Below are 20,746 nucleotides of genomic sequence, written 5' to 3' on the forward strand. Positions count from 1 at the left end.
CCGGTCGTCACGTACGCCGGTAGACCTCCCGCCGGTTGCCCACCGTGACGACCAGCACGACGAGTGCGCCGTCGTCTACCCGGTAGGCGACGCGGAAGGAACCGACCCGAAGCCGGTAGAGATCCGAGGTGCCGACGAGCTTCTTCACGTCGTGGCCCTCGGCGTACGGGTCATCGCCGAGAGCTGTCAGCGCGGTCAGGATTCGCATGGCATCGGTTCGGCGGATGCCGCGGAGTTGCCGCCTGGCTGTGGTGGTGAACCGGAACGCGTACTTCACGCCGCATCGTCGGTCTGCTCGGTGAACAGGTCCGCCAGCAGCTCGGCCATGGTCACGGTGGGACCGCCTTCGGCCAGCACCGCTTCCGCCTCTCGGGCCAGCATGACGTCGGCTGCCTCCTCCAGCGCCTCGAAGTCCGCGATCGGCACCACGGCCGCCACGGGCGTGCCGTTGCGCGTGATCACCGTCGGCGTACCGTCGGCGGCCTGGTTGATGTGTTCTGCGAGGTGCGCGCGTGCTTCCCTGACGGTCGCGCTGTTCTCGGTCATGGGCGAAAGTGTACGCACTGTCGTGTACACAATGCAATGCGCACGCGTTGAGCCCGTGGTCTGTCGCGTACGACAGTGGACGTCCCGCCGGTTGCCCGGTGTGACGGCCAGGACGACGCGTGCGCCTCACCCTGAGCCGTGAACGTGCTCGCGGCCCCAGGCACCGAGGGGTTCGAGGGCCGTGTTGAGGGAATGCCCGAGCGGTGTCAGGGAGTACTCGACGCGGGGCGGTCCGCGCACTTCGAAGTGCGTACTTGATCAACTTCTCGTCGCCGCGAAGGCCGAACCGCTCGCCGGGGCGGGCGCGTACGTGGCCGCCGACGCCGCCGAGGCCGTCGCCGCGAGCCGGCTCGTCGTCGCCGTCTTCCTGGACGACGCCTCGGTCGGTGACGTGCTGGCCGGCACCGACCTGTCCGGCAGGGACCTGGTCAATCTCACCACCGGAACCCCCGCCGACGGCCGCGCCCGCGCCGAGTGGGCCCGCGAGCGGGGGGCGCGCTTCGTGGACGGCGGCATCATGGCCGTCCCCCCGATGATCGGCGTCCCCGAGTCCGGGGCGTCCGTCTTCTACAGCGGCTCCAAGGAGCTGATGGACGCCCACCGGGACACACTCGGCGTTCCGGCCGACGTCCAGTACGTGGGCGAGGACCCCGGCTTCGCCCCCCCTGCTCACCGGCTGGCTCACGGCCATGGCCACCATGACGGACCAGACGGCCGAGCAACTGGAGAGCGGTGACTACGCGAAGGGCGTCGTGTCCACCCTCGCCATGCAGGTCGCCGGGAACGCGACGCTGCTGCGCACGGCTCGCGAACAGGGCGTCAGCACCGAGCTCCTGACGCCGTACACGGACGCCATGGCCCGGCTCGTCGCGGACGGCCGGGGCGCGGAGGACACCACCGGCATCGTCGACCTCCTCCTCGCCACCCGCCCCTGACGGCCGGACCCGGCAGCCGGGGTCGCGCCCCGGGACGGCACGCCTAGCGTGTCAGCGGGAAGGCGCCGCGCACGGCGTCGAGCATCCTCCGGTGTGTGGTGATCCAGTCCTCTTCCGTCCTGACGGGGACGGTGGTGCAGATCATGGAATCGACGACGTCGTAGACGCTGATCTCCGTGCAGCCGCTTTCCCCTTCGAGGTCGACCCTGAGGCGGGGGGAGCGTCCACTCTGCAGCCAGGTGACGTCGTCGCCTGACGCGAGGGAGTCCAGCGCGGCGCTCCAGTCATCGAGGTCGTACGAGGTGACAAACAGGTCCAGGTGCCCGTTGACGAAAGCGCTCGACACGGTGGTCTCGCATCTGAGGACGTCAAATCCTTCGTGCTCCTCGAAACGCTCCCCGCTCACCACCTTGACCACGACGCCCTGCTCTTCGTCGGTCAGATTGATCAGGTACATGTCCCTCGTTCCCCCGGGTCGACCGCGCTCCTCGTGGTTGACCCGACGGGCGGCCGGGGACGCCAGGAGGTGCGGGGGGCAGTCGGGGCGGTGGGACGCCCGCGAGGACGAGGAGGGCGTATGGGTGACGGGGTGACGGGGGAGTTCCGGGCGGCGCGGGACTTCCTGCTGCGGCACCGGGAGGACTACGCGGCGGCGTACGCGGGGTTCCGGTGGCCGCGTCCCGAGCGGTTCAACTGGGCGCTGGACTGGTTCGACGTCATCGCGGAGGGCAACGGGGCGACGGCGCTGCACGTCGTCGAGGAGGACGGGAGCGAGGTCAGGGTCTCGTTCGCGGAGCTGTCCCGCCGCTCGGCGCGGGTGGCGAACTGGCTGCGCGGCGTGGGGGTGCAGGCCGGGGACCGGGTGCTGGTCATGCTGGGCAACCAGGTGGAGCTGTGGGAGACGGCGCTGGCGGCGATGAAGCTGCGCGCGGTCGTCATCCCGGCGACCCCGCAGCTCGGTCCCGCCGACCTGCGGGACCGGGTCGCGCGCGGCGGGGTGCGGCACGTGGTCGCGCGGTCGGAGGACGCGGGGAAGTTCGACGCCGTGCCGGGCGCGTACACGCGGGTCGCGACGGGGACGCCCGTCGCGGGGTGGCGGGCGTACGCGGAGGCGGAGGCCGCGCCGGACGCCTTCGAGCCGGACGGCGTCACCCACGCGCACGATCCCCTGCTGCTCTACTTCACCTCGGGGACGACGTCCCGACCGAAACTGGTGGAGCACACCCACGTCTCCTACCCGGTGGGCCACTTGTCCACGATGTACTGGATCGGGCTGCGTCCCGGGGACGTGCACCTCAACATCTCCTCGCCCGGGTGGGCGAAGCACGCGTGGTCGAACCTGTTCGCGCCGTGGAACGCCGAGGCGACCGTCTTCATCCACCACTACGGCCGGTTCGACCCCGTCCGGCTGATGGCGGAGATGGACCGGGTCGGGGTGACGTCCTTCTGCGCGCCGCCCACCGTGTGGCGCATGCTCATCCAGGCGGACCTGGGGCTGCTGCGGACGCCTCCGCGCGAGGTGGTGGCGGCCGGGGAGCCGCTCAACCCGGAGGTCATCGAGGCGGTGCGGCGGGGGTGGGGCGTCGTCATCCGGGACGGTTTCGGGCAGACGGAGACCTCGGTGCAGGTCGCCAACACCCCGGGCCAGCGGCTCAAGCCGGGATCGATGGGGCGGCCCTGCCCCGGCTACGCGGTGGAGTTGCTCGACCCGGTGACGGGGGAGCCGGGAGCGGCGGAGGGCGAGATCGCCCTGGACCTCGCGCGGCGGCCGGTGGGGCTCATGACGGGCTACCACGGGGACGCGGAGCGCACGGCCTCGGCCATGGCGGACGGCTACTACCGCACGGGCGACATCGGTGCCCGGGACGCCGACGGGTACGTGACGTACGTGGGCCGGGCGGACGACGTGTTCAAGGCCTCCGACTACAAGATCAGCCCGTTCGAGCTGGAGAGCGCGCTGCTGGAGCACGAGGCGGTGGCGGAGGCGGCCGTCGTGCCCGCGCCGGATCCGGTACGGCTGGCGGTGCCGAAGGCGTACGTCGTCCTGGCGGCGGGCTGGGAGCCCGGCCCGGAGACGGCGCGGGCCCTGTTCGCGCACTCCCGCGCGGTGCTCGCGCCGTACCAGCGGGTCCGGCGCATCGAGTTCGCGGAGCTGCCGAAGACGGTCTCGGGGAAGATCCGCCGGGTGGAGCTGCGGGAGGCCACGGCGCGGGGTTCGGACGCCGAGTACCGCGAGGGTGAGGTCTGACCGGCGGGGTCCACGGCCGGGTCCGAGGCGGGGTTCCGGAGGGGCCGGAGGTGCCCCGTCAGGCGCTCGCGGCCGCCGCCACGCCCGTCCGCGCGGGAAAGTTCGTGAAGTTCTTCACAAGGAAAAGTGCCCTGCGGGGCCGGAATCGTCGATTTCGGGGAGCGCGGAGCGCTGTTGTGGAGGTCGGGCACCGTGATCGGCTGCGTTTCGCAGGCGTGGAAGTCCGATTCCGTTGGCCGGGGTTAAGCTTCCCCTGACCGTAACCTCGCAGCTCACGGCGTGGGTGCAACGTGCGGTGAGGTAGGTGGGTTCCCGGGTTCGGATGTGGCTCCGGTCACGGGGCGGCGGAGTGTAGCAGAACGGGCGGAAGTGCTTGTGAAGGGGCTCACGAGCGTGGCCCGATCAGGTGCTGGATACTCGATGGCATGAGCACCACGGAGCGTCCTCGAATCCTCGTCGTAGGTGGTGGGTACGTCGGTCTGTATGCAGCGCGCCGCATATTGAAGAAGATGCGGTACGGCGAGGCGACGGTGACCGTCGTCGACCCGCGCTCCTACATGACGTACCAGCCCTTCCTCCCCGAAGCCGCCGCCGGCTCCATCTCCCCCCGCCACGTCGTGGTGCCGCTGCGCCGCGTGCTGCCCAAGGCGGAGGTTCTCACCGGCCGGGTGACGGAGATCGACCAGGACCGGAAGGTGGCCACCGTCACCCCGCTGGTCGGCGAGGCCTACGAGCTGCCCTTCGACTACCTCGTCGTCGCGCTCGGCGCCGTCTCCCGCACCTTCCCGATCCCCGGCCTGGCCGAGCAGGGCATCGGCATGAAGGGCGTGGAGGAGGCCATCGGGCTGCGCAACCACGTCCTGGAGCAGCTCGACAAGGCCGACTCCACGCAGGACGAGGAGATCCGCCGGAAGGCGCTGACCTTCGTCTTCGTCGGCGGCGGGTTCGCCGGTGCCGAGACGGTCGGTGAGGTCGAGGACCTGGCGCGGGACGCCGCGAAGTACTACCCGAGCATCAAGCGCGAGGACATGCGGTTCATCCTCGTCGACGTGGCCGACAAGATCCTCCCCGAGGTCGGCCCGGAGCTTGGCACGTGGGGCCTGGAACACCTCCAGAAGCGCGGTGTCGAGGTCTACCTCAAGACCGGTATGGACTCCTGCGTGGACGGCCACGTGGTCCTGAACAACGGTCTGGAGGCGGACTCCAACACCATCGTGTGGACCGCCGGCGTCAAGCCCAACCCGGTGCTCTCCCGCTACGGCCTGCCGCTCGGCCCGCGCGGCCACGTCGACACGCAGCCGACCCTCCAGGTCACCGGCACCGACTACATCTGGGCCGCCGGCGACAACGCGCAGATCCCCGACCTCGCCGCGCGCGCGGCGGGCGTCGAGAACGCCTGGTGCCCGCCGAACGCCCAGCACGCGCTGCGCCAGGCCAAGGTGCTCGGCGACAACGTGATCTCCGGCATGCGGGGCTTCCCGCAGGGCGACTACAAGCACGCCAACAAGGGTGCGGTGGCCGGTCTCGGCCTGCACAAGGGCGTCGCGATGATCGTCGTCGGCAAGTCCAAGATCCGGCTCAAGGGCCGCCTCGCCTGGTACATGCACCGCGCGTACCACGGCATGGCCGTCCCGACGTGGAACCGCAAGATCCGCGTCTTCGCCGACTGGACGCTCGGCATGTTCCTCAAGCGCGAGGTCGTCTCGCTCGGCGCGATGGAGAACCCGCGCGAGGAGTTCTACGAGGCCGCCCGACCGGTCCCGGCCGCGGCATCCGCCGGAGCGAAGGACGCCGACCGCACCAAGGCCCGCGCCTCGTAACGCCGCGCGGCCGAAGAGCCGAGGAGCCGGAGCCGCACGGCCCGGCAGCACGCCCGCAGGGGCCGCCCTCCATCCGTGGGGAGGGCGGCCCCTGCGGCGTGTCCCGTGCGCTCAGCGCTTCACCAGGCGGTTCCACACCGAGGGGTCGTAGGCGGTGATCACGGGTGCGGGGGTGCCCTTCGGCCAGGTGAAGGTGACGCCGGGGTTGTGGACGTCCGAGCCGTCGGGCAGGAAGAGGTGCGGGCTGCCCTGCACGGCCGGTCCCCGGGCCTCCTCCCACTGGGCGAAGACGTCGGCCCGGTGGGTGCCCCGGCGCAGCGCGGTCTCGAGGCGTTCGGCGTCCACGAGCGGGCACCGCGCCGCGACGGCGACGACCTCGGTGTGCACGCTGACGCAGCGGGACTCGGCGTAGAGGGCGTGCCGCAGCGCGGCGTCGAGCTGGTCGCTCGCGGCGTACCCGTCGAGGTGCTTGGCGGCCTGCACGGCCTCCATGGCAAGCAGTGTGGTCACCGGGTACTCGGCGTCCGGGCGGCTCCAGGGCCGCCAGCCGAGGGCGGGCTCGACCTCCGCGACGACGGCGATCTCCGGGTCGAGGATGTGCTTGGGGGTGGGGCGGGCGTTGAACAGCTCCAGCGGAAACGCGCGGTGGTCGACGGCCGGTTCGACGCCCTCCTCGCGGGCGGCCCGCCGCAGGTGGTGCAGGGCCAGGGAGGCCCAGGGGCAGCCGAGGTCCGAGTAGACGGTGATGCGGTGGGCGTCGGTGCTCATCGGTGCTCCCGTTCTTCGGATCTTCGGGCTTCCGGATCGTCGGGCGTGCGCGCGTCGTCGGGCGTGCGCGCGTCGCGTCGTGGTGGGTGACGTGCCGCGCGCGCCGTCACGGCGGAACGGGGTCCGCCGTGACGGCGCGCGGCCCGGCCGGGGAGGGTGACCGGGCGGGTGGGCGTCAGAGCGTGACGCGGTCGGGGTCCGCCGCCTGCTCCGCCGCACGCGGCTGGGCCGGGGGCGGCGGCGGGACGGCCGTGGCGTGCTCGGAGGGCACCGGGTCCGGGAGGACGGGACGCTCGGCGTCCAGCCAGATCCCGGTCGGCGTGCCGAAGCGCGGCGTCTCCTCGCGGCCGTCGTAGACGATCTCGCCGCGCCGGACGGTCAGCTCGGGGCGTCCGGTGAAGGTCCAGCCCTCGTACGCCGACCAGCCGACCTTCGCCTGGGCGTGCTCGGCGGACATGATCCACGTCGTGTCCGGGTCGAAGACCGAGAAGTCGGCGTCCAGGCCGACGGCGATGCGGCCCTTGCGCGCCGTCAGTCCGAACAGCTCGGCGGGACGCTCGGCGGCGATCCGGGCGATGCGGACCATGACCTCGTCCTGCGGCATCTCCGGGTAGCGGCGCCGCATCCCGGTGTGCAGGGCGAGGAGCATCTCCTGGGTGCCGGGCAGCCCGGGCGGGGCGTCCGCGACGGCGAGGACCTTCTCCTCCTTGGTGTGCGGCGCGTGGTCGCTGCCGATGGTGGCGACGCCGCCGTCCATGACGGCCTCCCACAGCCGTCCCTGGTCCTTCAGGCAGCGGATCGCGGGGCGCAGCCGGATGCGGGCCCCCAGCCGCTGCGTGTCGGGCGCGGAGAAGGACAGGTGGTGCGGGGTGACCTCGTAGGTGATCGGCAGGCCGATCCGGTTCGCGGCCTTCAGCATGTCCGACTCCTCGGAGGAGGAGACGTGCAGGATGTGCGCCGCGGTGCCGTACTTGCGGACCAGGTCGATGACGCGGGAGGAGGCGACGATGCCGCCGCTGCGCGGGTGCGCGGACTCGTAGGCGTCGTAGCCGGCCGGGGGCTCCTGGGACTCGTCGATCAGCGAGAAGACGCCGTCGTCCTCGGCGTGCAGCACGAGCCGGATGCCGTGCTCGGCGGCGATGGCGAAGATGCGGTCCAGGACCACCGGGTCGCGGATGATGTTGGGCGCGGTGTGGTGGCCGGTCATGAAGACCTTCACCGAGGTGGCCTGCCGGGGTTCGAGCCGGCGCAGGTTCTCCACGCTGTCGACGGTGACGCCCATGTGGAACCGGTAGTCGACGAGCGAGTGGCCCGCGACCAGGGCCGACTTGTCCGCCGCCGCCTCCGGCTCGACGAGCGGCGGCTCGGTGTTGGGCATGTCGATGACGGTCGTCACGCCGCCCGCCGCGGCGGCCCGGCTGCCGTGCGCCCAGTCCTCCTTGTGGGTGAGACCGGGGGTGCGGAAGTGGACGTGCGAGTCGATCAGTCCGGGCAGCAGGTACCTGCCGCCCGCGTCGATCGTCCGCTCGCCCTGCGGGGCCGCGCCGGCGGCGAAGATCGTGGCGATCCGCTCCCCCGACACCGCCACTCCACCGTCGTGCACCCCGTCGGGCGTCACCACCCGTGCACCGGTGATGACGAGATCGTGGTTAGTGCTCACCGCTCCTCCTGTCGTGTAAGGCGCCGCCGGTCCGTTGACCGGCGGGCCCGCCGTTCGGCGTTCCGTGTCGTGGTGCGGGTCTCGTGCGGGTCGTGCGGGTGGTGCGGGTCGTGCGGGTTCCTCGTGCGGGTCGTGCGGGTGGTGCGGGTCGTGCAGGGCTGCCGGGCGTGGACGTCAGGACGTCAGGACGTCCAGGGGGCGCTCACCAGCTCCCGGCAGAGGTCGTTGATCGGGCCCATCAGGCCCACCGCCCGGGCGTCCCGGGCCAGCTTGTTCAGCGGGTGGTCGCGCAGGAACCCGGCGCTGCCCAGCAGCCGCAGCGCCTCGGCGGTGACCTCTTCGGAGACCTGGGAGGCGTGCAGCTTGCTGTGCAGGGTGGTGACCCCGGGGTCGGCGGTGTCCCGGCGGCCGGAGCTGTCCACCAGCGCGCGGGCGGCGCAGACCTTGGCCTCCAGGTCCACCAGCCGGTAGCGAACGGCCTGCGCGCCGTCGAGGCCGCGCCGGACGGCGTGCGTGTACGCGAGTCGGTACGCCGCTTCGGCGATGCCCAGGGAGACCGCGCCGAGCGTGGCCCCGGACTCGCGGACGCCGGCGATGATGCGCACCGCGTCGCCCACCGGGCCCAGGACGGCGGAGTCGGCCACCCGGCAGCCCGCCAGCTCGACGAAGCCGGTGGCGGAGGCCCGCATGCCCACGAGGTCCATGCCCGTGTTGGCGACGAGCCCGGGGTTGTCGGCCTCGATCAGGTAGAACGTCTGCCCGTCGCTGCCGTAGGTGGAGATCGTCCGCGTCGGCTCCGAGGACTGGGCGAGCACGAGGTAGACCTGGGCGAGTCCGGCGCCGGTGGTGAAGGTCTTGGCGCCGTCGAGCACCCAGGCGCCGTCCACCCGGCGGGCCTTGGTGGCCAGGTTGCGCTTGTCGGCGCCGGCGCCCGACTCGCTCCAGGCGGACGCCGCGATCCAGGAGCCGTCCGCCAGCTTCGGCAGGTACCTGTCCCGCTGCGCGGGCGTGCCCCACTCGCTGATCCGGGCACTCACGGCGTAGTGCTGGAACAGGATGATGGCGACCGACGGGTCGGCGGTGGCGACCAGTTCGATGAGCCGGTTGGTCAGTTCGGCGTCCCCGCCGTGGCCGCCGTACTCCGTGCCGATCGCGGCGCCGAGGACGCCCGAGGAGCGCAGTGCCTCGAACACCGCCTCCGGCAGGGCGTCGTCGGTGTCCGCCTGCGGCGCGCAGCGCCGCAGGGTCTCGCACAGCTCCGCGTAACGCCCGGCGAGTTCCGTCCGCGTGGGGACGGCCGGCCGGGTCAGACCGTCAGCGGTTGCCATGCCGTTTCCTCCTTGTAGTCGTAGTTCTTCAGCGAGCCGATGCAGTGCGGCTCGTCGAGCTGGGCCAGCTTGCGGCTGACGCTGACCCAGTGCAGGGTGTCGGCGCCGTCGCCCCGGCCCGCGACGGACGCGGCGGCGGCGGTGGACCCGCCCGGGGTGTCGATCTCGATGACGCCGCGCTGGAGCCCCGCCTCGCGGGCCAGCCGCTCGGGCACGGTGCCGGGGATGCTGGCGGCGCCGGCCAGGCAGGTGGTGCCGGTCAGCGCGATGCTGGGGTGCCATTTGGGCACCGAGATCGCCCGCACGGCCAGCCGTCCGGGGGTGTATCCGCCGACGGCGGCGATCTTCGGGAAGACGCCGTCGGTGGGCCACTGGAGCAGTTCGGCGGCGGCGACGCGGATCTCCAGCATCTGGGCGAACGTTTCGTCGCCGGCCCCGAAGAGCTTCTCCTCGGTGTCCAGGCCCAACTCCGTGGCGTCGACGAAGACGTAGGGGTTGCCCATGGAGACCAGGGACGCCGCCTGCACGCCGCTCGGCGTCAGCAGCTGGTCGACGGGGTTGCCGGTGAGCAGCAGGTCGTCCAGCCGGGCCCCGGCGTCCTGGAGGAAGTGCACGGTGAAGCTGCCGCTGCGCCGCCGCGCCTCGTCGACCTCGACGACGACCTGGTCGCCGTTGTTCAGCACCCGCACCCGCACCCGCCCGCCGGGGGCGAGCCGGGGGAGCCACGCCTGGCCGTCGGCCGCGACGACCGACGCCAGGATCGAGTGGCCGCAGTTCCCGTTGAAGTCGAACCGGTCGACGCCGGTGGGCAGCCCCTGCACGAACCGGTAGTCCAGGTCGTACAGGGGGTGTTCGGACGGTTCGACCAGGGCGAACTTCAGGATGTCCTCGCGTCCGTGCTCCTCCAGCCACTCGCGCACGCGGGTGAGCACCGGGCGCAGCTCCCCGTGGTCCTTGGGCAGTTGCCGCTGGTCCAGCACGAGCGTGGGAGTGGGTGCTCCCACGGCACGCGCGATGTATCCGATCACACCGCCACCTCCGGGACTCGGTCGTCGAGAACGCGCTGTGCGGGGATGGCCGAGCAGAACTGCTCCAGCCACAGTTCGTGAACCATCAGGGACCAGATCGCCATCGAGGCCCGGTCGTTCGGGGCCGTCGCCTGGGCCTGGAAGAGGGCCTCCACCTGCTGCGGGTCCAGCTGGCCCCGCCGGCGCAGCCGGCTCGGGGCGAGCAGGTCGCGCGCGTACTCCATGAGCGCCTGGCCCGGCTGGAGCATCGCGGTGACGGGCAGCGTGAAGGGCTGCTTGGGCCGGTTGATGACGGAGGCGGGCAGTCGCCCGTCCGCGGCCGCGTACAGGACGCGCTTGCGCTTGCCGTCGGCCACCTTGAGGCCGGCCCGCAGGGTGCGGGCGTAGCGCACGACGCTGGGCTGGCAGAACGGCAGCCGCACCTCGACGGAGGCGGACATGCTCAGGTGGTCGACGCGGCGCAGGTGGTAGGACGGCAGCCGCCGGCCGATCTCGAACTCGGTGAGCGTCGACATCGTGTCCGGCTCGGTGCTCGCCCGCAGCTCCTCGGCGATCTCCTCCGAGACCGAGCCGTGGTCCGCGACGAAGGACCGGTAGTCGGAGGTGTAGAGCCGCTCCCGCAGCGTGGACGGCACCGCCGCGAGCGCCTCGACGTAGGCGGGCACCCAGTCCGTGCCGAAGGGGGCGTGGACGGCCTTGTAGATGCGGTCGTATCCGCCGAACAGCTCGTCGGCCGCGTCGCCGGTGATGGCGACCTTGAACCCGGCGTCGCGCACGGCGGCGAACAGCGCGTGGGTGCTCAGGGTGATCGGGTCGGCGTTGGGCTGGCCGAGGTGCCAGACGACGTCGGAGAGCAGGGACGGGAAGGTGGCCGGGTCGATCTCCACCTGGTGGTGCCGGGTGCCGGCGTACTCGGCCACCTCACGGGCGAACGCCCGCTCGTCGGACGGCCAGGTGCCGGTGTAGGCGATGTTGAAGGAGTGCAGGTCGCGCACCTTCTCGGCGGCCAGCACAGTGACGAAGCTGGAGTCCAGGCCGCCGCTGGTGATGGCGGAGACGGGCACGTCGGCCTCGGTGAGCCGGTGCGTCTCGGTGCGCAGCAGGTCGAGGACGTGGGCGGCGGCCTCCGGCTCCGAGCAGTGCGGGGAGCGGGCCGCACCGGTGACCGCCCGGGTGGTCGTGCGCAGGCCGCCTTCACGCGTCACCTTCACCGTCACGGCGGGCGGCAGCACCCGGACGCCCTCGAACATGGTCTGCTCGCCGAACGGCGTCTTCGTGGCGAGGTAGGCGTCCAGCCCGCCCTCCCACGGCGTCGCGCGCACGTTGCGGAAGGACAGCAGCGCCGGGAGTTCGGAGGCGAAGTACAGGTGCCGCCGGGCGGCGTCCCAGTGGTAGTACAGCGGCTTCATGCCGACCTCGTCGGTCACCAGCCACAGCGTGGGCTCGTCGCGCAGGTCCACCAGCGCGATCGAGTACATGCCGTCCAGGTGCTCGGCGAAGTCCGGTCCGTACTCGGCGTACAGGGCGGGGATGACGGAGCCGTCGCAGGTGTCGGTGAAGTGGTGGCCCCGGGCCCGCAGCTTCTCGCGCAGCTCGTTGTGGTTGTAGATCTCGCCGTTGAACACGGCGATGATGTCCCGGCCCAGGGTGTAGGGCTGGTCACCGCCGTCGAGGTCCATGATGGCCAGGCGGTTGTTGCCCAGCGCCCAGCCCGGTCCGCAGCGGTGGGTCTGGGCGTCCGGCCCGCCGTGCCGCTGGGCGGCGGCGACGGCGCGCAGTTCGTTGGGCGTGGCCTGGGCGTCGAAGTGGCCGAAGATCCTGCACATCTGTCAATCACCGAACCTTTGTCGATACACCGGCACGCTCGTAGAGGACCGGGTCGAAGGGAGTGGGGCCGCCGCAGGTGGCGAAGCGCGGGGCCGAGGGATCGTCGACGGGGTGCCGGGTGCCGTGCGGCACGCCGGGCGGCGCGTACAGCACGTCGCCGGGCCGGGCGTCGTACCACGCGCCGTCCAGGTGGAGCTGCCCCTCGCCCTCGAAGGCGAAGAAGGCCTCCTCGCTCTCCGGGTGGACGTGCACGTTGAAGTACTCGCCGGGCTGCATGAAGCCGCAGTGCAGGCACAGTTGGGGCGAGCCCGTGCCGGGCCAGAAGAGGAAGTTCATCGTGGCGGTCCTGTCGGACGCCTCGTCGTTCCCGACGCCGGTGAAGCCCTTCAGCTGCGTCTCCTCGTTCCACAGCCGGGAGAAGCGGCGCGGCGCGGTGCCGGGGGAGCGGTCCGCGCGCAGGGTGGTGTGCCACACGTAGGCGGTCAGACCCGCGTCCTCGGCCGTCAGCCCGTAGGCGTCCCCGGTCGGTGCGTAGACGGTGTCGGCCCGCTCGACGCGCTGCTCCGCCGCTCCGGATGCGGCGGTGCCGGAGCCGGCGAAGACGACGACGACGTTCTCCTCGGCGACCGACTCCTTCGGCCGCCAGGCACCGCCCGGCGGTATGCGCACGACGTCCAGGCGGACGATCCGCGCGCCCAGGTGCGGGCCGACCGCCGTGGCGACGGCGCAGCCCTCACGCGGCTGGAACTCCAGCGCGCTCGCGGAGATCACGGCACCCCGTGCCGTTGCGGTACTGGTGGGCGTCATGGCGAGGTCCTCTCGTTCTTCGGGTGCCGGAGGCCGGGCCGGGAGGGTTCCGGCGGGCGCGGTGGTCTCGACGGGGCCGCGCGAGGGTCGGCGCGGTCGGCGGTGCGCGGTGGTGACGCCTCGCGTCTCGGGCCGCTCATGCCGCCGCCCGCTCCGCGAGCAGGAGGGTGTCGACGACGTCCTCGAAGGTGTCGTGCACGGCCCCGCCCACCGGCGCCGCGAGCGCGGTCAACTCCGCGCGCCCGCCGATGCCGTAGGTCACGCCGACGGGCAGCATCCCCGCGGCCCGCGCCATGCGCAGGTCGACCGTGGTGTCGCCGACGTAGGCGCACCGGTCGGCCGGGACGCCCAGTGCCGTCGCCGCCGCGAGCCCCATCTCCGGGTCCGGCTTGCCCCGGCTGACCATGTCGTGGCCGATGACGACGGGGAAGTGCGCGGAGATCTCCATGGCGTCCAGGAGCGCGTGCGCACTCCCGGCGATCTTGGACGTGGCGACGGCCAGCGGCAGGCCCGCCTCGTGGAGCCGCTCCAGCCCTTCCCGCACCCCGGCGTGCACGAGCCAGCGGCCCGAGTCAAGGACGTCCTCCTCGAAGAGGGCTCGGTAGCGGCGCACGGCCCGGCAGATCTCGGGGTCGGTGGCGGGCAGGGCGAGCAGCTCGGCGAAGGCGGCCTCCAGCGGGGTGCCGATGGTCGACCGGGCCTGCTCCGGGGTGAGCCGTCGGCCGTGCTCCGTGCAGACGCGGACCAGTAGTCGGCCGATCGCGCACGGGGTGTCGGCGAGCGTTCCGTCGAGGTCGAACAGGGCGGCCCGGACCGCGCGTTCCGTAGCGGTCACGGCTGGCTCCTCGTCGGCGGGCGGGAGAGGGCGACGGCCAGGTCCCCGGCGGTGCGGGCGGTGCTCACGAGGACGGCGCGGTGGGCCTCGTCACCGGCGCCGCCGGTGGCCCGGGAGACCGCCGTCAGCAGGTACGGGGTGATCCCGGGGCCGGTGATCCCGGCCCGGTCGGCGTCGGCCAGCGCGCGGCGCAGCACGCTCGCCACCTCGTCGCGGTCCAGCGCGTGCGCCTCGTCGACCGGGGTGGTCACGAGGGCTCCGCCGGGCAGGCCCAGGTCCCAGTGGGTGCGCAGGGCGCGGGCTATGTCGGCCAGATCATCCATGCGCTGAGGGTTGCGCAGGCCACTCGACCGGCAGTAGAAGGCCGGGAAGTCCGCGCAGCGGTAGCCGATGACGGGCACGCCGAGGGTCTCCAGGTACTCCAGCGTCGGCCGCACGCACAGGACGCTCTTGGCCCCGGCGCACACGACGGCGACCTTGCTGCGGGTGAACTGCGTGAGATCGGCCGAGACGTCGTACGTCCCGCCCGCCCCCCGGTGCACCCCGCCGACCCCGGCGGTGGCGAACACCGGGATGCCGGCCAGCTCGGCACCGACGAGCGCGGCGGCGACGGTCGTCGCGCCGAGCCCCCCGGAGGCGATGGCGGCCCCGATCCCCCGGCTGCTGACCTTGGCGACGCGGTCGGCCGGTGCGGTGGCGAAGCGCTCGATGTCGACGCCGTCCATGCCGATGACGAAGCGCCCGTCGGCGATGCCCACGGTCGCGGGGATCGCGCCCGCCTCCCGGACCGCCTTCTCGACGGCGGCGGCCGTCTCGACCGGGCCGGGGAACGGCGGCCCGTGGGCGAGCGTCGCCGACTCCAGGGCGACGATCGGTCGCCGCTCCAGGAGCGCCTCGTGCACCTCCTCGTGGATCTCGACCAGGGCATGCACCTGGCCACTCCTCTCCTGCGTCAGGGGTTGGTCGGGTTGCGGGCACGCCTTCGCGTCCGGCGGCCGGTCAGGCGTTGCTGCGGTCGGTCAGCTGATGGTTGACGGCCGCCAGGTACTCGCGCGGCGTCTCCGCCTCGGCGACGGCGTCCTCGTCCAGCGTCAGCGCGACGTCACGCTCGATCCGGCCGGTGGTCCGGAGCACGGCCAGGGAGTCGTAGCCGAGGTCGGCGAACGGGGTGTCGAGCACGTCGCCCTCGAGGTTGACGCGCTCGTCCTCGCCCGCGCACTCGCGCAGCAGGGTGGTCAGGTCGTGGAGGGACATCTCGGGCACGGTGGTCGGCGTCGACACCGGGGTGCTCGGCGAACGCCGCCTCGAACGCCGTCGCCCGAGGTCCGTGGCCGAGCCACCTGACGTCGAACACCTCGGCGACTGCGGCGAGTTCCTCCGCTCCCACCTGAGGCGGAACAGATTGATCATGATCGCCCCTCATGTCGGACGTAGCCGTTCTCGACCGTGCGGCGAGACGCTCGACGCACCGTCGAAGGCCGATCGCGCCCGAACGCAGAGGGGCGCGGCGCTCGGTTCGGACACCAGATCGGTTCAAGCCCTGTTCCAGAGCCGTCTGTGACGTTGCTGGCGCGGAGTGCGCCGGGAGCACGCCTCGCGGCGCGGCACGAACCGGCCATCGACCGCCCCCGGGAGGAGAGCTCATGGCGGAGCACGAACAGCGGGTCGCCCTGGTCGCCGGCGCGACCAGCGGGATCGGTCCGGCCGTGACCCGGCTGCTGGCCGGGGCCGGGCACCGGGTGTTCCTCTGCGCCCGCGGCGCGGACGCCGTGGCCGCCTCCGTCAAGGGACTGCGCGACGAGGGCCTGGAGGTCGACGGCACGTCCTGCGACGTGACCGTGCCCGAGGACGTCCGCCGGTTCGTCCGGGCCGCCGTCGGCCGCTGCTCCACCCCCGAGGAGGTGGCGGGCCTCGTCGGCCACCTCGTCACCGACACCGCCGCGTCCATCACCGCGCAGGCGCTCAACGTCTGCGGCGGGCCGGGCAACTTCTGATCCCCCTTCTCCTCTAGGAGCGCTTGATGACCGTGCGAGAGGTCGAGCACGACATAACGATCGACGCCCCGGCGGCCGAGGTGTACCGGCTCATCGCCGAGGTGGAGAACTGGCCGCGCATCTTCCCGCCGACGGTCCACGTGGACCACGTCGAGAAGGGCGAGCGGGAGGAGCGCATCCGCATCTGGGCCACCGCCAACGGCGAGGCGAAGAACTGGACGTCGCGCCGCACCCTGGACCCGCAGGCCCTGCGCATCACCTTCCGCCAGGAGGTGCCCGCCGCCCCGGTTGCGCGGATGGGCGGCACCTGGGTCGTCGAGGCCCTGGACGCCGGACGCTGCCGCGTGCGGCTGCTGCACGACTACCGGGCCGTGGACGACGACCCGGAGAAGCTCGCCTGGATCGACCGGGCCGTGGACCGCAACAGCCGCTCCGAGCTGGACGCGCTCAAGGCCAACGTCGAACTCGCCACCGGTTCCGCCGAGCTGACGCTCTCCTTCGAGGACTCCGTGACGATCAACGGCTCCGCGAAGGACGTCTACGACTTCATCAACGAGGCCCAGCACTGGAAGCAGCGGCTGCCGCACGTCGCCCGGGTCGACCTGCGCGAGGAGACCCCCGGCCTCCAGATCCTGCGCATGGACACCGTCACCAAGGACGGCTCCTCCCACACCACCGAGTCGGTGCGCGTCTGCTTCCCGCACCACCGCATCGCCTACAAGCAGACGACGCTGCCCGCACTCATGACGCTGCACACCGGCTACTGGCACCTCGTGGAGGACGCCGACGGCGTCACCACCGCCACCTCGCAGCACACGGTGGTCCTCAACGCGGGCAACATCCCGGCCATCCTCGGCGCCGACGCGGACGTGCGCGACGCCTCGGAGTTCCTCCGCAACGCCCTGGGCACCAACAGCCGCACCACCCTCGGCTACGCCAGGGAGTACGCCGAGAAGGCCCGCCCGTGACCTCCCCCGGCGGCGCACCCGGCTGGTGACCGGCGCCTCGCGCGGACTCGGCCGCGCCGTCACCGAGGTCGTGCTGGAGGGCGGCGACGTCGTCGTGGCGACGGCCCGGGACACCGCGGGCCCGGCGGAGCTGGTCGAGCGCTTCGGCGACCGCGTCGTGCTGTTCGCGCTCGACGTCACCGAGTCACCGATCGGGAGGCGGCCCGGACGGTGGTCGCCGAGGCGGCCGAACGCACCGGCGGCGTGGACGCGTTGCTCAACACCCCGGGCTACGGCCTCTCCGGCGGCGTCGAGGAGCTCGGTGAGCAGCAGGCCCGCGACCAGCTGGACGTCAACCTCTTCGGCGCGCTGTGGGTCACCGAGGCCGTGCTGCCGGTGATGCGGCGGCAGGGCGGCGGCCACATCCTCCATATGTCCAGCATCGCGGGCATCGCCACCTGCCCCAACCTCGGCCTGTACTGCGCGAGCAAGTGGGCGCTGGAAGGGCTCAGCGAGGCCCTCGCCCAGGAGGTCGCCGGCTTCGGCATCCGCGTGACGCTGGTGGAGCCCGGGGAGTTCCGCACCGACTGGAGCGCGGGCTCCATGGTGCGGGCCACCCCGATGCCGGAGTACGACGAGGTGCTGGCCGCACGTCGGCACGGCATGTCCGGCGCCTACGCCCACCTCCAGCCCGGCGACCCGCCGCAAGGCGGGCGAGGCGCTGCTCAAGCTCGTCGACGCCGACGAGCCGCCGCTGCGCCTCCTGCTCGGGACGAGCGCCGCCGACCTCGCCCCGTGCCTGCTGCGCGAGCGGCTCGCGGAGCGGGAACGCTGGGACGCCCTGGCCCGCACCACGGACCACGACCGGTGAGCACCACCACGGCGCCGACACGGGTCCCGCACCCGACGCCGTCCCCCTCCCGTCCGCCCCGGCGGCGGCCGGGGGAGGGCGGGCCCGGGTGGCTGACGTGCGTGCGTCCGGGTGCACTCGGCGTGTTCGCCTTCGTCCAGGCGGCCCTGGTGGCCCTCGTGGCGTACGGATACACCGTGACGCGCGACCAGACCGGTGACCACATGTGGTGGCACGGCGGCGGGGCCCACGGCCAGACCGCCGGCGGCCAGGGCGGCGTGGGCGCCTACCTCGGCCTGGCGGCCGTGGCGCTGTACCTGCTGGCGCTGACGGCCGCCGGCGCGTCCGCCCGGCGCGTCGGCGGGCGGACGCGCCGGACGGCCGGTGGTTCCGATCTGGCCGACCGGCTGGCCTTCGTGGTGCTCGCCGCCCTCGCGGCCGCCGCCTGGAGCGAAGCGGCCACCGTCCTGCGTTACTGCCTCGCCTCGAACCTGCTGCTGGCCGCCTGCGTCGGCGGGCCGCGGGCCGCGGGCCGAGCCGACCGAACCCCGAAAGAGCGGGAAGAGAGATGCTGAACCGCAGAAACCTGCTGAAGTTCGCCGCCGCCGGAGGCGCCGCCGCCCTGTTCCCGTGGGACCGCGTCGCGGCCCTCGGCAACCCGGCCGTCGGCCCGGCGGCCCTGGCCGACCCGGCCCCCGCCGGGCCCTTCGCCCACGCCATGCCCGTGCCCCGGGTGCTGCGCCCGGTCCACCGCACGTACGCGGCCGACCACTACCGCATGCACATGCGCGAGGCGGACGTCGAGATCGTCAAGGGCCTCACCTCACGCGTGCGCACCTACGAGGGCACCTTCCCCGGCCCGACGATCCGGGCGCGCAGCGGACGCGAGGTCGTCATCCGGCAGACCAACGACCTGGACGTCCCCACCGCCGTGCACCTGCACGGCGGGCACGTGCTCTCCGAGCACGACGGGCTGCCCATGGACACCATCGAGCCGGGCGGCAGCCGCCTCTACCGCTACCCGAACACCCAGCGCGCCTCCTCCCTCTGGTACCACGACCACGCGCACCACCTGGAGGCCGAGAACGTCTTCAAGGGGCTGCACGGCCAGTACCTCCTCACCGACCGCGAGGAGCGCCGGCTGCCGCTGCCGCGCGGACGCTACGACGTCCCGCTGGTCATCCGGGACGCCCGGGTCGAGGCGGACGGGACGCTCAAGCACACCCGCCCCTCCGACTGCCCGAACATGCTCGTCAACGGCAAGGAACGGCCGTACTTCCAGGTGGCCGCCCGCAAGTACCGGCTGCGCCTCTACAACGCCTGCGCCAACCGCTACTTCCGGCTGCGCCTGGCCGACGGCTCGGAGTTCACCCAGATCGGCTCGGACGGCGGCCTGCTGGCCGAACCCGTCCAGCAGACCGAGCTGACCATGCTCGGCGGCGAACGCATCGACGTCGTCGTGGACTTCTCCCGCTACCCGGTCGGCTCCTCCGTCGTCCTGGAGAACACCGGCGCGCTGCCCACCGAACGTCCCGAGGTGCTGCGCTTCGACGTCGTCCGCGACGCCCACGACCGCAGCCGCGTCCCGGACCGCCTCTCCGAGTTGCCGCCCGTGCCGAACGGCACGGTCGAGCGCGAGTTCGTCCTCCAGACGTTCCCCGAGATGACGATCAACGGCCTCACCTACGACCCGAACCGCGCGGACGTGGTGACGACCGTCGGCAGCAGCGAGGTCTGGACGATCCGTAACATCGAGAGCGCCGTCGCACCGCCCGACTTCCACGTCTGGCACAGCTTCCACACCCACCTGGTGATGTTCCGGGTGCTGGAGCGCAACGGCGGCCCGGCGGGCCCGACCGACGTCGGCCTCAAGGACACCGTCACGCTCGGCCCGGGTGAGGAGGTCAAGATCGCGATGACCTGGGGCGAGTACGCGGGCGAGTACCTGTTCCACTGCCACCAGCTCGGGCACTCCTCCGGCGGCCAGATGGGCCGCATCGACGTCCGCGCCCGCTGACCGTCCCACGGCCCGGGAGGGCGGAACGACGTGGGCCGCCCGGCCTCCGCGGCCGGGCGGCCCACGTCGTCGTACGGCGGCGCGTCAGGACTGCTGCGCCAGGGCGGGCAGGGGACGCGGCGCGGACCCGGTCAGGGCGTCCTCGGCCCCCGCCACCACCGTCCGGCCGCGCAGGGACGCGGCGACGTCCATCACGTACCGGCCGTAGCCGGACTTGCCGAGCGCGGCACCGAGCCGGTGGCACTCCTCGGGCGTGATGAACCCCATCCGCACCGCCACCTCCTCCACACACGCCACGCGCAGCCCCGGCCGGCTCTCCAGGGTCTGGATGTAGTGCGAGGCGTCGAGCAGGCTGTCGTGCGTGCCGGTGTCCAGCCACGCGAAGCCCCGACCCAGATCCACCAGCGACGCCCTTCCCGCGCTCCAGGTAGTGCCGGTTGACGTCCGTGATCTCCAACTCGGCCCGCGCGGAGGGTTGGAGCCCCCGCGCGATGTCCACGGCGTCGTTGTCGTGGAAGTACAGCCCCGTGATGACCCGGTTGGACCGGGGCCGGGCGGGCTTCTCCTCGATGGACAGGAGCCGACCGTCCGCGTCCGCCTCCCCGACGCCGTAGCGCTCGGGGTCCTTCACGGGATAGCCGAACAGCAGGCAGCCGTCGGTTGCGGCAGGTGCCGGCGCAGCACCTGGGCGAAGCCGGTGCGGTGGAAGATGTTGTCACCGAGGACGAGGGCCACGGAGTCGTCCCCGATGTGGTCGGCCCCGATGACGAACGCCTCCGCCAGCCCCCGGGGTTCGGCCTGCTCGGCGTAGTCGACGCGCAGCCCGAGCGCGCTGCCGTCGCCCAGCAGCCGCTGGAACTGGGTCAGGTCGTCGGGGGTCGAGATGATCAGGATGTCCCGGACGCCTGCCAGCATGAGCACGGACATCGGGTAGTAGATCATCGGCTTGTCGTACACAGGGAGCAGCTGCTTCGAGACACCTCGCGTGATCGGGTGAAGCCGCGTCCCGTTGCCCCCGGCCAGGATGATTCCCTTCACCGGGTCCTCCATGATTCGGATCTGGGCAGGCCATACCGCTCTCCCGCCCAACCTCCGCCGCCCCGGTGGAGGATCTCTCAAGGCTCCGCCCTTGCGAT

The 20,746-nt window shown here is 72.7% G+C and carries 18 protein-coding genes and 3 pseudogenes; 7 read left to right on the plus strand and 14 right to left on the minus strand.

Going from position 1 to position 20,746, the window contains the following annotated elements; genetic code table 11:
* Window positions 1-7: 7 nt before the first annotated feature.
* The 3 genes and pseudogenes from V6D49_RS17620 to V6D49_RS17630 all read right to left on the minus strand — a co-directional run.
* Window positions 8-277 (minus strand): type II toxin-antitoxin system RelE family toxin, encoded by a 270-nt coding sequence (locus V6D49_RS17620; protein WP_340560925.1) that lies wholly within the window; start codon window positions 275-277, stop codon window positions 8-10.
* Window positions 274-546: a type II toxin-antitoxin system Phd/YefM family antitoxin gene (locus V6D49_RS17625; RefSeq protein WP_340560926.1), complete on the minus strand. Its 273-nt coding sequence runs from the start codon at window positions 544-546 to the stop codon at window positions 274-276. The genes V6D49_RS17620 and V6D49_RS17625 overlap by 4 nt, the downstream gene beginning before the upstream one ends.
* A gap of 126 nt (window positions 547-672) precedes the next feature.
* Window positions 673-777, minus strand: a pseudogene (locus tag V6D49_RS17630) (winged helix-turn-helix transcriptional regulator); the annotation flags it as partial.
* Window positions 778-820: 43 nt separating this feature from the next.
* Here V6D49_RS17630 and V6D49_RS17635 point away from each other — a divergent pair.
* A pseudogene (locus tag V6D49_RS17635) lies at window positions 821-1,481 on the plus strand (imine reductase family protein); the annotation flags it as partial.
* 43 nt (window positions 1,482-1,524) lie between these two features.
* On the opposite strand, the gene V6D49_RS17640 reads toward V6D49_RS17635, so the two are convergent.
* Window positions 1,525-1,938 carry a DUF5959 family protein gene (locus V6D49_RS17640; protein WP_340560927.1) on the minus strand — a complete coding sequence of 138 codons (414 nt, stop codon included), beginning with the start codon at window positions 1,936-1,938 and terminating at the stop codon, window positions 1,525-1,527.
* 120 nt (window positions 1,939-2,058) lie between these two features.
* Here V6D49_RS17640 and V6D49_RS17645 point away from each other — a divergent pair, with 120 nt between their 5' ends.
* Both V6D49_RS17645 and V6D49_RS17650 read left to right on the plus strand, forming a co-directional pair.
* On the plus strand, window positions 2,059-3,729 hold the full coding sequence (locus V6D49_RS17645; RefSeq protein WP_340560928.1) for an AMP-binding protein: 1,671 nt from the start codon (window positions 2,059-2,061) through the stop codon (window positions 3,727-3,729).
* A 425-nt stretch (window positions 3,730-4,154) separates the two neighbouring features.
* Entirely contained in the window at window positions 4,155-5,549 is a 1,395-nt protein-coding gene (locus tag V6D49_RS17650; RefSeq protein ID WP_340560929.1) for an NAD(P)/FAD-dependent oxidoreductase, read from the plus strand.
* Window positions 5,550-5,660: 111 nt separating this feature from the next.
* On the opposite strand, the gene V6D49_RS17655 is transcribed toward V6D49_RS17650, so the two are convergent.
* The 9 genes from V6D49_RS17655 to V6D49_RS17695 form a co-directional block, all read right to left on the minus strand.
* Window positions 5,661-6,317 (minus strand): DsbA family oxidoreductase, encoded by a 657-nt coding sequence (locus V6D49_RS17655; protein ID WP_340560930.1) that lies wholly within the window; start codon window positions 6,315-6,317, stop codon window positions 5,661-5,663.
* Between the two features lie 175 nt (window positions 6,318-6,492).
* Window positions 6,493-7,977, minus strand: a complete 1,485-nt coding sequence (locus V6D49_RS17660) for a dihydroorotase (protein ID WP_340560931.1) — start codon at window positions 7,975-7,977, stop codon at window positions 6,493-6,495.
* 182 nt (window positions 7,978-8,159) lie between these two features.
* The gene (locus V6D49_RS17665) at window positions 8,160-9,305 is read right to left on the minus strand and encodes an acyl-CoA dehydrogenase family protein (RefSeq protein WP_340560932.1); all 1,146 of its coding nucleotides are present in this window, start codon (window positions 9,303-9,305) and stop codon (window positions 8,160-8,162) included.
* The gene (locus tag V6D49_RS17670) at window positions 9,284-10,333 is read right to left on the minus strand and encodes a PrpF domain-containing protein (RefSeq protein ID WP_340560933.1); all 1,050 of its coding nucleotides are present in this window, start codon (window positions 10,331-10,333) and stop codon (window positions 9,284-9,286) included. Before V6D49_RS17670 ends, V6D49_RS17665 begins: the two co-directional genes overlap by 22 nt.
* Entirely contained in the window at window positions 10,330-12,159 is a 1,830-nt protein-coding gene (gene asnB, locus V6D49_RS17675) for an asparagine synthase (glutamine-hydrolyzing) (RefSeq protein WP_340560934.1), read from the minus strand. Before asnB ends, V6D49_RS17670 begins: the two co-directional genes overlap by 4 nt.
* Window positions 12,160-12,166: 7 nt before the next feature.
* On the minus strand, window positions 12,167-12,967 hold the full coding sequence (locus V6D49_RS17680; protein WP_340560935.1) for a cupin domain-containing protein: 801 nt from the start codon (window positions 12,965-12,967) through the stop codon (window positions 12,167-12,169).
* Between the two features lie 136 nt (window positions 12,968-13,103).
* On the minus strand, window positions 13,104-13,802 hold the full coding sequence (locus tag V6D49_RS17685) for an HAD family hydrolase (protein ID WP_340560937.1): 699 nt from the start codon (window positions 13,800-13,802) through the stop codon (window positions 13,104-13,106).
* Entirely contained in the window at window positions 13,799-14,734 is a 936-nt protein-coding gene (locus V6D49_RS17690; RefSeq protein ID WP_340560939.1) for a pseudouridine-5'-phosphate glycosidase, read from the minus strand. Before V6D49_RS17690 ends, V6D49_RS17685 begins: the two co-directional genes overlap by 4 nt.
* A 67-nt stretch (window positions 14,735-14,801) precedes the next feature.
* Window positions 14,802-15,056 (minus strand): acyl carrier protein, encoded by a 255-nt coding sequence (locus V6D49_RS17695; RefSeq protein WP_340560940.1) that lies wholly within the window; start codon window positions 15,054-15,056, stop codon window positions 14,802-14,804.
* 389 nt (window positions 15,057-15,445) lie between these two features.
* Between V6D49_RS17695 and V6D49_RS17700 the strand changes: the two genes are divergently transcribed.
* From V6D49_RS17700 to V6D49_RS17715, 4 genes are all read left to right on the plus strand, one after another.
* Entirely contained in the window at window positions 15,446-15,796 is a 351-nt protein-coding gene (locus tag V6D49_RS17700) for an SDR family NAD(P)-dependent oxidoreductase (protein ID WP_340560942.1), read from the plus strand.
* Window positions 15,797-15,822: 26 nt separating this feature from the next.
* On the plus strand, window positions 15,823-16,764 hold the full coding sequence (locus V6D49_RS17705) for an aromatase/cyclase (RefSeq protein ID WP_340560944.1): 942 nt from the start codon (window positions 15,823-15,825) through the stop codon (window positions 16,762-16,764).
* A gap of 210 nt (window positions 16,765-16,974) precedes the next feature.
* Complete coding sequence (locus tag V6D49_RS17710; protein WP_340560946.1) at window positions 16,975-18,168, plus strand: SDR family NAD(P)-dependent oxidoreductase; 1,194 nt, start codon at window positions 16,975-16,977, stop codon at window positions 18,166-18,168.
* Window positions 18,162-19,610: a multicopper oxidase family protein gene (locus tag V6D49_RS17715; protein ID WP_340560948.1), complete on the plus strand. Its 1,449-nt coding sequence runs from the start codon at window positions 18,162-18,164 to the stop codon at window positions 19,608-19,610. The genes V6D49_RS17710 and V6D49_RS17715 overlap by 7 nt, the downstream gene beginning before the upstream one ends.
* 84 nt (window positions 19,611-19,694) lie before the next feature.
* On the opposite strand, the pseudogene rfbA reads toward V6D49_RS17715, so the two are convergent.
* Window positions 19,695-20,648 (minus strand): annotated as a pseudogene (gene rfbA / locus V6D49_RS17720) (glucose-1-phosphate thymidylyltransferase RfbA).
* Between the last annotated feature and the right edge of the window lie 98 nt (window positions 20,649-20,746).

Origin of the sequence: Streptomyces sp. GSL17-111 (assembly GCF_037911585.1) — a bacterium.
Taxonomy (GTDB): Bacteria; Actinomycetota; Actinomycetes; order Streptomycetales; family Streptomycetaceae; genus Streptomyces.

What these genes read in the sequence shown, in the direction of transcription:
- V6D49_RS17640 (WP_340560927.1), bottom strand. Translation starts at nt 1,938, where the DNA reads ATGTACCTGATCAATCTGACCGACGAAGAGCAGGGCGTCGTGGTCAAG.
- V6D49_RS17680 (WP_340560935.1), bottom strand. Translation starts at nt 12,967, where the DNA reads ATGACGCCCACCAGTACCGCAACGGCACGGGGTGCCGTGATCTCCGCG.
- V6D49_RS17700 (WP_340560942.1), top strand. Translation starts at nt 15,446, where the DNA reads ATGGCGGAGCACGAACAGCGGGTCGCCCTGGTCGCCGGCGCGACCAGC.
- V6D49_RS17715 (WP_340560948.1), top strand. Translation starts at nt 18,162, where the DNA reads ATGCTGAACCGCAGAAACCTGCTGAAGTTCGCCGCCGCCGGAGGCGCC.
- V6D49_RS17625 (WP_340560926.1), bottom strand. Translation starts at nt 546, where the DNA reads ATGACCGAGAACAGCGCGACCGTCAGGGAAGCACGCGCGCACCTCGCA.
- asnB (WP_340560934.1), bottom strand. Translation starts at nt 12,159, where the DNA reads ATGTGCAGGATCTTCGGCCACTTCGACGCCCAGGCCACGCCCAACGAA.
- V6D49_RS17695 (WP_340560940.1), bottom strand. Translation starts at nt 15,056, where the DNA reads ATGTCCCTCCACGACCTGACCACCCTGCTGCGCGAGTGCGCGGGCGAG.
- V6D49_RS17655 (WP_340560930.1), bottom strand. Translation starts at nt 6,317, where the DNA reads ATGAGCACCGACGCCCACCGCATCACCGTCTACTCGGACCTCGGCTGC.
- V6D49_RS17650 (WP_340560929.1), top strand. Translation starts at nt 4,155, where the DNA reads ATGAGCACCACGGAGCGTCCTCGAATCCTCGTCGTAGGTGGTGGGTAC.
- V6D49_RS17665 (WP_340560932.1), bottom strand. Translation starts at nt 9,305, where the DNA reads ATGGCAACCGCTGACGGTCTGACCCGGCCGGCCGTCCCCACGCGGACG.
- V6D49_RS17645 (WP_340560928.1), top strand. Translation starts at nt 2,059, where the DNA reads ATGGGTGACGGGGTGACGGGGGAGTTCCGGGCGGCGCGGGACTTCCTG.
- V6D49_RS17705 (WP_340560944.1), top strand. Translation starts at nt 15,823, where the DNA reads ATGACCGTGCGAGAGGTCGAGCACGACATAACGATCGACGCCCCGGCG.